This window comes from Kitasatospora sp. NPDC058492, from assembly GCF_042720685.1.
Taxonomy (GTDB): Bacteria; Actinomycetota; Actinomycetes; order Streptomycetales; family Streptomycetaceae; genus Kitasatospora.
The window spans coordinates 112,698-125,417 of sequence record NZ_JBHXMU010000018.1 but is presented as its reverse complement, the minus strand read 5'-3'; the positions used below and the strand labels follow the sequence as shown (position 1 = coordinate 125,417).

Sequence of the window (12,720 nt, the reverse complement as noted above, 5' to 3'; positions counted from 1 at the left end):
AGATCTGGTAATCCGAGGCGCGCGGCCTCCGGGGCGAACGGCACCGGAGGCCGCGCGTTAATCTTGGCCCTATGCCTGAACGCCGTACTGTCGCCCTTGTCACGCTCGGATGCGCCCGCAACGAGGTGGACTCCGAGGAACTCGCCGGGCGACTGGAAGCCGACGGCTGGTTGCTCGTCGACGACGCCGCCGAAGCGGACGTCGCCGTCGTCAACACCTGCGGCTTCGTCGAGGCCGCCAAGAAGGACTCCGTGGACGCCCTGCTGGAGGCCAACGACCTCAAGGGGCACGGCCGCACCCAGGCCGTCGTCGCGGTCGGCTGCATGGCCGAGCGCTACGGCAAGGAGCTCGCCGACGCCCTGCCCGAGGCCGACGGCGTGCTCGGCTTCGACGACTACTCCGACATCTCCGACCGCCTCCAGACCATCCTCTCCGGCGGCCACCACGCCCCGCACCTCCCGCGCGACCGCCGCAAGCTTCTGCCGATCAGCCCGGCCGAGCGGCAGTCCGCCGCCGAGGCCGTCGCGCTGCCCGGCCACGGCGCCGCCGAGACCCCGGCCGAGCCGATCACCGACCTGCCCGAGGGCCTCGCCCCGGCCTCCGGCCCGCGCACCCTGCGCAAGCGGCTCGACGACAACCCGGTCGCCTCGGTCAAGCTCGCCTCCGGCTGCGACCGGCGGTGCTCCTTCTGCGCCATCCCGGCGTTCCGCGGCTCCTTCATCTCCCGCCGCCCCTCCGACGTGCTGCACGAGGCCCAGTGGCTGGCCGAGCAGGGCGTGCGCGAGGTCGTCCTGGTGAGCGAGAACAACACCTCGTACGGCAAGGACCTCGGCGACATCCGGCTGCTGGAGACGCTGCTCGGCGAGATCTCCGCGATCGAGGGCGTCGAGCGGGTCCGGGTCTCCTACCTGCAGCCCGCCGAGATGCGCCCCGGGCTGATCGACGCGATGACCGGGACCACGGACGTGGTGCCCTACTTCGACCTGTCCTTCCAGCACTCGGCGCCCGCCGTGCTGCGCCGGATGCGCCGCTTCGGCTCCACCGACCAGTTCCTGGACCTGCTGAAGACCATCCGCGACCGAGCCCCGCAGGCCGGCGCCCGGTCCAACTTCATCGTCGGCTTCCCCGGCGAGACCGAGGCGGACTTCGCCGAGCTGGAGCGCTTCGTCACGCACGCCGGGCTGGACGCGATCGGCGTCTTCGGCTACTCCGACGAGGACGGCACCGAGGCCGCGACCTACGACGGCAAGCTGTCCGAGGACGTGATCGCCGACCGGCTGAACCGGCTCAGCCGGCTGGCCGAGGAGATGACCGCCCAGCGGGCCGAGCAGCGCGTCGGCACCGAGGTCGAGGTCCTGATCGAGTCCATCGAGGACGGCGTGGTCGAGGGCCGGGCCGCCCACCAGGCCCCCGAGACCGACGGCCTGACCACCCTCACCGGCGTCGAGGACCCGCAGATCGGCCAGTTCCACCGGGCCAAGGTGGTCGCCAGCGAGGGCGTCGACCTGATCGCCGAGGCGCTGGAGCCGGTCCGGGTCCGTCAGGCCCCGGGAGCCGGGGAATGACCAAGGGGCCCGGCGCCCCGGCCGCGGCCCATCCGGGCAGACCGCCGGCCGCGGTGCCGCCGGTGCCGGCTGTCTGGAACATCGCCAACATGCTCACGATGCTCCGGCTGCTGCTGGTGCCGGTCTTCGTGTCGCTGCTGTTCGCCGACGGCGGGCACGACCCCAAGTGGCGCTCGGTCGCCTGGGCGTCGTTCGCCATCGCGATGATCACCGACCTGTTCGACGGCGAGCTGGCCCGGCGCAAGGGCCTGGTCACCGACTTCGGGAAGATCGCCGACCCGATCGCCGACAAGGCGATCATGGGCTCGGCGCTGATCGGCCTCTCGCTGCTCGGAGACCTGCCCTGGTGGGTCACCGCGGTGATCCTGGCCCGCGAACTCGGCATCACCCTGATGCGCTTCTGGGTGATCCGCTACGGCGTCATCCCGGCCAGCCGCGGCGGCAAGATCAAGACGCTGACCCAGGGCATCGCGGTCGGCATGTACGTCCTGGAGCTGACCGGCTGGCTGGCCACCGCCCGGGCCGTGCTGATGGCCCTGGCGGTACTGCTGACCATCGGCACCGCGCTGGACTACGTCGGACAGGCGCTGCGCATGCGCCGCGAGGGACTGGCCGCGGAGCGCGCGGGCCGGTGAGCGACGGGGGAGACCGGGTGACGGAGCACGAGCTGGCGGTACGGGCGCACGAGGCGCTGCGCGCCAGGGGCGGCACGCTGGCCGTCGCCGAGTCGCTGACCGGAGGGCTGCTCGCGGCCGCCCTGGTCGACGTCCCCGGGGCGTCCGCGACCTTCCGGGGCTCGGTCACCGCGTACGCCACCGAGCTGAAGGCCTCGGTGCTCGGTGTGGACGAGGGGCTCCTGGCGGTGTACGGGCCGGTCCACCCGGTGGTGGCGGGGCAGATGGCCGAGGGCGTGCGCCGGCTGCTGGGGGCCACGTACGGGATCGCGACGACCGGGGTGGCCGGGCCGGACCCGCAGGACGGGCAGCCGGTGGGCACCGTACACCTGGCGGTCGCCGGTCCGGAGGGAACTCTGGTCAGTTCGCCCCGGCTGTCGGGCGGGCGTGCCAGAATCCGTCACGGGGCGGTGACCGCCGCTCTGGAGCTGTTCGTCGGGCGGCTCCGGGCCGGTACGCCCACGACCTGAACCCCGCGGGGCCCGCACCCGGGCGTCCCGCAGCCCGTTGGAGGCGCCGCGGAGGCGTGGTGGAGCCCCGATCGCGGCGATCTCCACCGAACCGAGATCCGCCGATCCGGTCCGCGGGCACGGCACAGCTGGAGGATCGTGTTACATCCAAGGGCCTGGTTGGGCAGAAACCAGGTGGCGAACGAGTTGCGTGACGGTGGCCGGGCGGTCCGCGAGGGTTACCACGAGGGGCCCGCGGACCCGGAAACGACACCGGAACGAGGAGGGGGACGGCCTTGCAGCCCAGAGTGAACACGACCAGGGTCCCCGCACGCGAAGCGGGCAAGGCGGTACGGTGGGGTCGTGACATCTCGATCCGCAGTCCGAGGAGGGAGGCACCGATGATCCTGCTTCGTCGCCTACTGGGCGATGTACTGCGTCGGCAGCGCCAGCGCCAGGGCCGCACACTCCGCGAGGTGTCGGCGGCAGCCAGGGTTTCGCTCGGTTACCTCTCCGAGGTCGAGCGGGGACAGAAGGAGGCCTCCTCGGAGCTGCTCTCCGCCATCTGCGACGCGCTCGACGTCCGGATGTCCGAGGTCATGCGCGAGGTCAGCGACGAACTGTCGCTCGCTGAACTTGCGGCGATGGCCACCCTCTCCGAAGGTGATCTGCTGAGGCCGGTACTCGAACCGGTTCCGCTGCCCGCCCCCGGCACCGACCGGGCGAACATGTCGCCCAAGGCCGCCGCGATGGACGTGGTCGCCGCCTGAACCCGGCCTCGACTCCCGGGCTCCTGGTGCCCGGGGCGAGCGAAGGAGGGCGGTCGTGCGGAGATCCGCGACGGCGTGCACGGAGGCTCGAATACGGCTGCGGCTACTGATACCGTGGCCGGCCCGCCGGGTCCTGGTGATCCTGACGGCAGGGCTGGTCTGGTGGCTGCCGGCGGTCCGGGGACAGTTGGCCGACGGCGCCGTGCTGGGACTGCTCGCGGCCGGCGGCTGGGGACTCGGCCTGATCCCGGTCCACGCCGACCGGAACGCCACCGGGCCGCAGCGGCGCCCGTCAAAGGAGGCCGTGGCCCGGGTGGCGGCGCAACCGCCGACGGTCGGCTGAACCACTCGAACGGGTGATACGAGCGAACGAAGGCCGCGGGGCACCGGATGCCCCGCGGCCTTCGGCGTCGGCGGACCTCAGGAGGACCGCAGGCGCAGGCCGCGCGGGGTGGCGTGGAAACCGGCCTCCTCCAACGCGGCGCCCAGCGCCGAGCCGAGGGCCGGCTCGCCGTTCGCCCGCTCGACCGTGACGCTGCCGAGCGCACCCTCGCGGACCGCGGCCGCCAGCGCGCCCACCGCCAGCGCCCGGATGGCGCCGTCCTCCGGCCAGGCCAGCAGCGACTTGCCGCCCCGCTCGACGTACAGCGCCAACTCGCCGTCCACCAGCACCACCAGGGCGCCCGCCTTGCGGCCCGGGCGGTGCGCCCGGGCCTCCTTGGCTCCGGGGGCCGTCGGCGGCTCCGGCCAGGGCAGTGCGGAGCCGTAGGCGTTCGCCGGATCGGCGGCGGCCAGCACCAGCACCTGCGGCGGCTCGGTGGCCGGGGCGGCCGGCCACTCGGCGGCCCGGGCCCGCTCCAGCCGGCCGTTGACCGAGCGCAGCCGGTCGGCCGCGCCCTCCATGGCGAACTGGGCGCCGCCCAGCCCCTCGACGAAGTAGCCCCGGCGGGCCCGGCCGCGCTCCTCCATCGCGGCGAGCACCCGGTACACCCCGGCGAAGCCGCCCGGGACCCGCTCGGCCGCCACCGCGCCCCGGGTGACCAGGCCGTGCCGGTCCAGCAGGCTCTGCGCCTGGGTGGTGGCCCGGACCGTCGGGTCGGTGGTGAAGGCGGGCAGCAGCGACCAGCGCCCGGCCACCGTCGGCGGGCCGCCGCGCAGCGCGCCGCCGACCCGGCCGAAGGCGCGGCCGGCGCCGCCGTAGCGGCCGCGCGGGGTCGCCCGGGGCGCGCGGTGGGCGGTGGCACCGGCCGTCCGGCCGGAACCGAGCAGGGCGCGCAGCGGGGCGAGGGTGTCGTTGGTGACGTACCCGGCCCAGACGAGGTCCCAGAGCGCCTCGACGACCTCCGGCTCCGGGGTCTCCTCCGGCAGCTGCTGGACCAACTGGCGGAAGAACAGGCCGTAGCCGCCGGCCAGCGCCGCCAGCAGCGCGCTGTGCACGGGGGTGAGCGCGGGCGGGACGGGCTCGGGGCGCAGCAGGTGGGCGTGCTCGGCCAGGTGCAGGCTGAGCCAGCCGTCCTTGCCGGGCAGCGCGCCGGCCCCGCACCAGCCGATCTCGCCGGCCGCCGTCAACTCGTCCAGCAGGCCGGGGGAGTAGCCGGTGAGCCGGGCCGGGAGGATCAGCTTCTCCAGGGCGGAGGCGGGCAGGGCGGTGCCCTGGAGCTGTTCGACCACCCGGAGCAGGCCGTCCGGGCCGCTCAGCCGGTGGCCGGCCAGGTGCTGCCACTGCGGGAGGAACGCGGCCAGGGCGCGCGGCGGGACGGGTTCGACCTCCTGGCGCAGGGCGGCCAGCGAGCGGCGGCGCAGCCGGCGCAGGACCTCGGCGTCGCACCACTCGGTGGTGGTGTGGTCGGGAGGGGTGGTGTGGAGCGCCTCCGGCGAAGGGGACCGGCGGGCGACGGGTGGGCGGAACTGGCCCTGGACCAGGCGGCCGGCGGCGGTGAGCCGGTGCAGGGTGCCGGTGACGACGGCGGTGCCGAGGCCGAAGCGGGCGGCCGCCTCGGCGGCGGCGAACGGGCCGTGGGTGCGGGCGTAGCGGGCGAGCAGGTCGCCCAGCGGATCCTTGACCGGCTCGGTGAAGGCCTCGGGGACGCCGACCGGCAGCGGGGTGCCGAGCGCGTCGCGCAGCCGCCCGGCGTCCTCGACGGCGGACCAGCGCCGCTCGCCGGCGATCCGGACCTGGATCACCCGGCGGGCGGCCTCCAACTCCAGGGCCCAGAGCGGTTCGGCGCCGCGGGCCGCCAGCTCGGCGTCGGTGAGCGGGCCGAGCAGGCGCAGCGCGTCGGCGACGCCCTCGGCGTCCTTGATCCGGCGCTCGGGCGTGAGGCGCTGGAGCTCGGCCTCCAACTCGGCGAGCACCTGCGGGTCGAGCAGTTCGCTCAGCTCGGCCTGGCCGAGGAGCTCGGACAGCAGCCGGGAGTCGAGCGAGAGGGCGGCGGCGCGGCGCTCGGCGAGCGGGGAGTCCCCCTCGTAGAGGAACTGGGCGACGTAGCCGAACAGGAGGGAGCGGGCGAAGGGCGAGGGCTCGGGGGTGGTGACCTCGACCAGGCGGACGGCGCGGGATTCGAGGTCGCCCATCAGCTCGACCAGGCCCGGCACGTCGAAGACGTCCTGGAGGCACTCGCGGACGGCCTCCAGGACGATCGGGAACGAGCCGTACTCGGAGGCGACTTCGAGCAGTTGGGCGGCGCGTTGGCGCTGCTGCCAGAGCGGGGTGCGGCGGCCGGGGCTGCGGCGCGGGAGCAGCAGGGCACGGCCGGCGCACTCGCGGAAGCGGGAGGCGAACAGGGCGGAGCCGCCGACCTGGTCGGTGACCAGCTGCTCGATCTCGGCGGCGTCGAACAGGGCGGCGTCGGCGCCGACCGGGGCCTCGTCCGAACCGGACTGCTCCGAGGGGCTGTTGAAGTCGAAGTCGGTGGCGAGGAGGTCGGCGTCCGGCAGGCGCAGCACGATGCCGTCGTCGGCGTGCATGACCTGGGGGTCGAGGCCGTGCTTCTCGCGCAGCCGGGCGCCGAGCGCGAGCGCCCAGGGGGCGTGCACCTGGGCGCCGAAGGGGGAGTGGATGACGATCCGCCAGTCGCCGAGCTCGTCCCGGAAGCGCTCGACGACGATGGTGCGGTCGTCCGGGAGGTGGCCGGTGGCCGCGCGCTGCTGGGCGAGGTAGTCGAGCAGGTTGGCGGCGGCCCAGTCGTCCAGGCCGGCCCGGTGCAGCCGGGCGGTGGCGGCCTCGGGCTCCAGGGCGCCCAGCTCGCGGGTGAACGCGCCGAGGGCGCGGCCGAGTTCGAGCGGGCGGCCGAGGGTGTCGCCCTTCCAGAACGGGAGCCGGCCGGGCACGCCGGGGGCGGGGGTGACCAGCACCTTGTCGTGGGTGATCTCCTGGATCCGCCAGGAGGTGGTGCCGAGGGTGAACACGTCGCCGACGCGGGACTCGTAGACCATCTCCTCGTCGAGCTCTCCGACCCGGCCGCCGCCTTTTTTAGGGTCGGCGCCGGCGATGAAGACGCCGAACAGGCCGCGGTCGGGGATGGTGCCGCCGGAGGTGACGGCGAGCCGCTGGGCGCCGGGGCGGCCGGTCACGGTGCCGGCCACCCGGTCCCAGACCACCCGGGGGCGCAACTCGGCGAAGGCGTCCGAGGGGTAGCGGCCGGCCAGCATGTCGAGCACGGCCTCGAAGGCGGACTGCGGGAGGGTGGCGAAGGGCGCGGCGCGGCGGACCACGGTGAGCAGGTCGTCCACCGGCCAGGCGTCCAGCGCCGTCATCGCGACCAGTTGCTGGGCGAGCACGTCCAGCGGGTTGCGCGGGACGCGCAGCGCTTCGATCCGGCCGGCCCGCATCCGCTCGGTGACCACGGCGGACTGCACCAGGTCCCCGCGGTACTTGGGGAAGAAGACGCCGGTGGAGACGGCGCCGACCTGGTGGCCGGCCCGGCCGACCCGTTGCAGGCCGGAGGCGACCGAGGGCGGGGACTCGACCTGGACGACCAGCTCGACGGCGCCCATGTCGATGCCCAGTTCCAGGCTGGAGGTGGCGACCACGGCGGGCAGCCGGCCGGCCTTCAACTCCTCCTCGACCAGCGCCCGCTGCTCCTTGGAGACCGAGCCGTGGTGGGCGCGCGCGATGACCGGCGGGGCGCCCTTGGCGACGCCGGACTCGGCCATCAGCTGGGCGGGGGAGTGCGCCTCGGGCAGCGGCTCACCGGTGGCCCGTTCGAGGGCGATCTCGTTCAGCCGGTTGCACAGGCGCTCGGCGAGGCGGCGGGAGTTGGCGAAGACGATGGTCGAGCGGTGCGCCTGGACCAGGTCGACGATCCGCTCCTCGACGTGCGGCCAGATCGACGCCTGCCGCTGCGGGTCGGCGTCGGAGGAGGCGCCGGTGGCCGGGGCCGCGGGCAGGTCGTCCAGGTCGGGGACGGGGACGACCACCGACAGGTCGAACTCCTTGGCGGCGGCGGGCTGGACGACGACGGCGCCGCGTTGCGGGCTGAGGTAGCGGGCCACCTCCTCGACCGGGCGGACGGTCGCGGACAGGCCGATCCGGCGGGCCGGGCGCTCCAGGAGTTCGTCCAGCCGCTCCAGGCTGAGCGCGAGGTGGGCGCCGCGCTTGGTGCCGGCGACGGCGTGCACCTCGTCGAGGATCACCGTGTCGACGCCGCGCAGCGCCTCCCGGGAGGCGGAGGTGAGCAGCAGGAACAGCGACTCGGGGGTGGTGATCAGGATGTCCGGCGGGTGGGTGGCGAAGCGGCGGCGGTCGGCGGCGGGGGTGTCGCCGGAGCGGGTGGCGACCTGGACCTCGGGCTCGGGCAGGCCGAGCCGGACGGCGGCCTGGCGCAGGCCGGTCAGCGGGGCGCGCAGGTTGCGCTCGACGTCCACCGCGAGGGCCTTGAGCGGTGACACGTACAGGACCCGGCAGCGGCGCTTGGGGTCCGCCGGGGGCGGGGTGCTGCTCAGCCGGTCCAGGGCGGAGAGGAAGGCGGCGAGCGTCTTGCCGGAGCCGGTGGGGGCGACCACCAGGACGTCGGTGTCCTGCCGGATGGCGCGCCAGGCCTCGGCCTGGGCGGTGGTGGGGGCGGAGAAGGCGCCGGTGAACCAGGCCCGGGTGGTCGGGGCGAATCCGGCCAGGGGGTCGTCGTTCGGCGGGGTCGGGTGCGGGGGCGCCATGCCCCCATGGTGCCGGGTGGCACCGACAACCGGGGTGGGGGAGCGGAGGTCGCACGGGTGTGGTGAGCATGGGTGTAGTTAAAGGAGCAAAAAGGCAAATCCGCTCATATGGTGATGAATCAGGCCAGTGACCCACCCCCGACCCACCGGACCGACGAGCGGAGACCGTGCGATGGCGCAGGTGAACCCGTCCGGCGGTCCCGCCCGTGCCGCCCGCCGCCGCGTCCGCGGGCCCGCCCGGGCGCTGCTCGCGATGCTGCTCACCGCACTCGTGGTCGGCGGCGCCGTCCCGTACGTCTCCGGATCCGGCCGGCCCTACCTCAGCTACCTGGTGCTCGCCGAGCAGGAGGACGCCGCCGGGGCCGCCCTGGCCGGGGCCGAGAGTCGGGCGGCGGGCGGGCAGGTGGTCCAGGAGTACCCGCAGATCGGGGCCGTCCTGGCGTACGCCACCGGCGGTTTCGCGGGCACGCTGCGGGCCCGGCCCGGGATCGCCGCCGTCGGCACCACCCGGACCGAACCGGTGGTCGCCCCGCCCCGCCTGCTGGACGGCGCCGGGGACTTCGCCGCCGGTACCGACCGCGCCGACCGCGCCGGCCGCAGCAGCACCGATCACGCCCGTCGCGACAGCGGTCACGCCCGTCGCAGCAGCACCGACAGCGCCCGGCGCGACAGCACCGACCGGCAGGACGGCGGCACCGTCACGGTGCCCGACCCGAGCGAGGGCGACCCGTGGAACCTCGCCATGCTCGGCGGCGCAGGCGCCCGGGCCGGCGACACCTCCACCGGGATCCGCGGTCCCGCCGGCGCGCCGACCGCCGACGCACTGCACAAGGTGCTGGTCGCGGTGCTCGACTCCGGCGTCGACGACACCCACCCCGACCTGCGCGCCGCCGTCGACCCGAAGGCCTCCGTCTCCTGCGCCGACGGCCGGCCCGACGCCCGCTCCGGCTCCTGGCGGCCCGACCCCGGGGTCAGCGAGAGCGGCCACGGCACCCACGTCGCCGGGATCGTCGGCGCCACCCGGGACGGCCACGGCATCACCGGGGTCGCGCCGGGCGTGCGGATCGCCGCCGTCCGGCTGCTCGGACCGCTCGGCCAGTACTACGCCGAGAACATCGTCTGCGGCATGCTCTGGGCCGCCGACCACGGCGCCAAGGCGATCAACAACAGCTACTTCGCCGACCCGTGGAAGTACAACTGCCCGGAGGACCAGGACCAGGCCGCGCTGATCGCCGCCGTCGGCCGGGCCTCCGGCTACGCCCAGCGCAAGGGCGCCGTCGTGGTCGCCTCGGCGGGCAACGACGGGCAGGACCTCGGCGCCGCCCGGACGGACGAGCGCAGCCCCAACGACCGGGTCTCCGGCCCGGCCCGCTCCCGCTACCTGGGCACCGAGTGCATCCGGCTGCCCGGCGAACTGCCCGGCGTCGTCACCGTCACCGCCGTCAACCGGGACGGCCGCCCGTCCGGCTATTCGAACTACGGCCGCGGCCGGGTCTCGCTGGCCGCCCCCGGCGGCGACCCGGACAGCGGGCCGCAGGGCGCGATCGTCTCCGACTGGCCGGGCGGGCAGTACGCGGCACTGGCCGGCACCTCGATGGCGGCGGCGCACGTCACCGGCGCGGTCGCGGTGGCCGCCGCCCTGCACCCGGACTACGGCTCCGGCCCGCTCGCCGCCCTGCTCGCCGGCACCGCGGCGGCCGCCTGCCCGCCCGGGCCGTACGCCTGCGGGGCCCGGCAGTACTTCGGTGCCGGGCTGCTCGCGCTGCCGCGCTGAGGCGGGCGGAAAACCGGGTGACGCCGCCCGGGCGGGTCGGTGAGGATCGGGGCGTGACCGTCTTCCTCACCACCGAGCGGCTGGTGCTGCGCCGCTTCACCGCAGCGGACGTCGACCACCTGGTCGAACTGGACGGCGACCCGGAGGTGATGCGCCACCTCACCGGCGGGCGGCCGACCGCGCGGGAGCGGGTCGAGGGCGAACTGCTGCCGCTGTACCTCGCGCACTACCGGCGGTACGGCGACCTCGGCTGGTGGGCGGCCGAGGAGCGGGCCGACGGGGCCTTCCTGGGCTGGTTCGAGTTCCGGCCGACGCGGGAGGGCGACCGCTCCGAGGTCGAGCTGGGGTACCGGCTGCGCCGGGCCGCCTGGGGGCTGGGGTACGCGACCGAGGGGGTGCGGGCGCTGGTCCGCCGCGGCTTCACCGCACTGGGCGTGCGGCGGGTGGTGGCGTACACGATGACGGTCAACGCGGGCTCGCGGCGGGTCATGGAGAAGACCGGGCTGTCGTTCGTCCGCACCTTCCACGAGGACTACCCGGAGGCGATCCCCGGCAGCGAGCACGGCGAGGTCGAGTACGCGCTGACGGCCGGGCAGTGGCGGGCCCGGGACGGCGCCGCGCGGTCCGGGATACTGGAGCCATGAGGCTGACGGAGTTCTGGCGACGGATGCACGCGCACTTCGGGGAGACGTACGCGGAGTCCTTCGCCTCCGACCATGTGATGAGCGAACTCGGCGGGCGGACGGTGCGGCAGGCGCTGGAGTCGGGCTGGGAGGCCAAGGACGTCTGGCGGGTGGTCTGCGAGACCCAGGGCGTCTCCGGCGTGCTGCGCTGACCACCGCCCGCCCGCGGGACCGACCCCGCCCCGGCGGGGTGCCCGGTGCTCGGGCGGCTCCGGGGGATGGGTGAGACTGTCGGAGTGACAAGCAGCGCAGAAGCACAGAATTCGGACAGGACGGCGCGGGTCGCCGACGAGGCTCCGGGCCCGCCGCCCGAACCGCGGCTGCCGGAGGGCGAGGCCGGCGGCCTCTGGGGTGGCGGGATGCCGCGCTGGCTGCCCCGGGCGATGGTGCTGGCCCTGGTGCTGGTCGGGCTGTTCCAGCTCGCCGACTGGGCCTTCCACCAGCTGATCGACCTCTTCGTGATGCTGCTGGTGGCCTTCTTCCTCTCGCTGGCGCTGGAGCCGGCCGTCGACCGGATGGCGGCACGCGGGGTGCGTCGCGGGATCGGCACCTTCCTGGTGTTCGTCGCGGTGGGGATCGCGGTGATCGGGTTCCTCGCGGCGCTCGGCACGCTGCTGGTCGATCAGGTCGCGAAGATCGCCGGGGACCTGCCGCACCTGGTCGACAACCTGATCAACTGGGTGAACCGGACGTTCCATCAGGACCTGTCGCTGGGCGAGCTGCAGAAGAAGCTGCTCAAGGACTCCGGCGCGATCGAGAGCTACGCCCAGCAGGCCGCCGACAACGTCTGGGGCCTCTCCTCCACCGTGATCGGCGGGCTCTTCCAGGCCTTCACGGTCGGGCTGTTCACCTTCTACTTCACCGCCGAGGGCCCGCGGGTCCGCCGGACGGTCTGCTCGATGCTGCCGCCCGCCAAGCAGGGCGAGGTGCTGCGGGCCTGGGAGATCGCCCTCGCCAAGACCGGCGGCTACCTGTACTCCCGGGCGCTGCTCGCGGTGGTCTCCGCGGCCGGGCACTGGGTGATGTTCGCGCTGCTCGACCTGCCGTACGCGGCCGCGCTGGCGGTCTGGGTCGGCGTCATGTCGCAGTTCGTGCCGACCATCGGGACGTACCTGGCCGGCGCGCTGCCGGTGCTGGTGGCGCTCACCGTGCAGCCGGTGGACGCGCTCTGGGTGCTGATCTTCGTGGTGGTCTACCAGCAGGTCGAAAACTACCTGCTGCACCCGAGGATCACCGCGAGGACGGTGGACGTGCACCCGGCGGTCGCGTTCGGCGCGGTGATCGCGGGCGCGGCGCTGCTCGGCGCGGTGGGCGCGCTGATCGCCATCCCGGCGGCGGCCACCCTGCAGGGCTTCGTCGGGACGTACGTGCGGCGGTACGAGGTGGCCACCGACCCGCGGATCGACCGGGGCGAGCAGCGGCGGGCCCGGCGGGAGCTGCGCCGGGAGGCGGCGCGGCGGCTGCGGCGGATGGTCGGCGGCGACGGGAGGTGACCCGGCCGGCGGCGGCACCGGTCGGACGTGCGAAGCTTGAATCGAACATTTGTTCTCTGTACTCTCCGGCGAGGAGTTTTCCACAGGCGGAGCCGGGTCGGGCTCGTTTGTCAGTGGGACGCGCTAGCGTCGAGGACGATGAAGCGCACAGCACAGAA

10 protein-coding genes are annotated in these 12,720 nt (G+C 74.8%); 9 read left to right on the top strand and 1 reads right to left on the bottom strand.

Features of this window, described 5'->3' with window-relative positions; translation table 11 throughout:
• Window positions 1–71: 71 nt before the first annotated feature.
• The 5 genes from rimO to ACFWPI_RS14765 all read left to right on the top strand — a co-directional run bounded on the left by rimO (window position 72) and on the right by ACFWPI_RS14765 (window position 3,801).
• The gene (gene rimO / locus ACFWPI_RS14785; protein ID WP_063349316.1) at window positions 72–1,565 is read left to right on the top strand and encodes a 30S ribosomal protein S12 methylthiotransferase RimO; all 1,494 of its coding nucleotides are present in this window, start codon (window positions 72–74) and stop codon (window positions 1,563–1,565) included.
• Entirely contained in the window at window positions 1,562–2,200 is a 639-nt protein-coding gene (gene pgsA / locus ACFWPI_RS14780) for a CDP-diacylglycerol--glycerol-3-phosphate 3-phosphatidyltransferase (protein ID WP_063349317.1), read from the top strand. Before rimO ends, pgsA begins: the two co-directional genes overlap by 4 nt.
• Window positions 2,201–2,232: 32 nt before the next feature.
• Window positions 2,233–2,709: a CinA family protein gene (locus ACFWPI_RS14775; protein WP_380377605.1), complete on the top strand. Its 477-nt coding sequence runs from the start codon at window positions 2,233–2,235 to the stop codon at window positions 2,707–2,709.
• Window positions 2,710–3,089: 380 nt separating this feature from the next.
• A complete protein-coding gene (locus ACFWPI_RS14770) occupies window positions 3,090–3,458 on the top strand; it encodes a helix-turn-helix domain-containing protein (protein ID WP_049660741.1) in 369 nt (122 codons plus the stop codon).
• Between the two features lie 55 nt (window positions 3,459–3,513).
• Complete coding sequence (locus ACFWPI_RS14765) at window positions 3,514–3,801, top strand: hypothetical protein (RefSeq protein WP_380377579.1); 288 nt, start codon at window positions 3,514–3,516, stop codon at window positions 3,799–3,801.
• 77 nt (window positions 3,802–3,878) lie between these two features.
• Here ACFWPI_RS14765 and ACFWPI_RS14760 read toward each other — a convergent pair whose 3' ends face one another.
• Window positions 3,879–8,612: an ATP-dependent helicase gene (locus tag ACFWPI_RS14760; protein WP_380424813.1), complete on the bottom strand. Its 4,734-nt coding sequence runs from the start codon at window positions 8,610–8,612 to the stop codon at window positions 3,879–3,881.
• A 172-nt stretch (window positions 8,613–8,784) separates the two neighbouring features.
• On the opposite strand from ACFWPI_RS14760, the gene ACFWPI_RS14755 reads away from it, so the two are divergent.
• The 4 genes from ACFWPI_RS14755 (at window position 8,785) to ACFWPI_RS14740 (ending at window position 12,562) form a co-directional block, all read left to right on the top strand.
• Complete coding sequence (locus ACFWPI_RS14755; protein WP_380377583.1) at window positions 8,785–10,386, top strand: S8 family serine peptidase; 1,602 nt, start codon at window positions 8,785–8,787, stop codon at window positions 10,384–10,386.
• Between the two features lie 53 nt (window positions 10,387–10,439).
• Window positions 10,440–11,030 carry a GNAT family N-acetyltransferase gene (locus tag ACFWPI_RS14750; RefSeq protein WP_380377584.1) on the top strand — a complete coding sequence of 197 codons (591 nt, stop codon included), beginning with the start codon at window positions 10,440–10,442 and terminating at the stop codon, window positions 11,028–11,030.
• Window positions 11,027–11,221, top strand: coding sequence for a DUF3046 domain-containing protein (locus ACFWPI_RS14745; protein ID WP_063349322.1), 195 nt, complete (start codon window positions 11,027–11,029; stop codon window positions 11,219–11,221). The genes ACFWPI_RS14750 and ACFWPI_RS14745 overlap by 4 nt, the downstream gene beginning before the upstream one ends.
• Before the next feature lie 84 nt (window positions 11,222–11,305).
• Window positions 11,306–12,562 (top strand): AI-2E family transporter, encoded by a 1,257-nt coding sequence (locus ACFWPI_RS14740; protein ID WP_380336445.1) that lies wholly within the window; start codon window positions 11,306–11,308, stop codon window positions 12,560–12,562.
• Window positions 12,563–12,720: the final 158 nt, after the last annotated feature.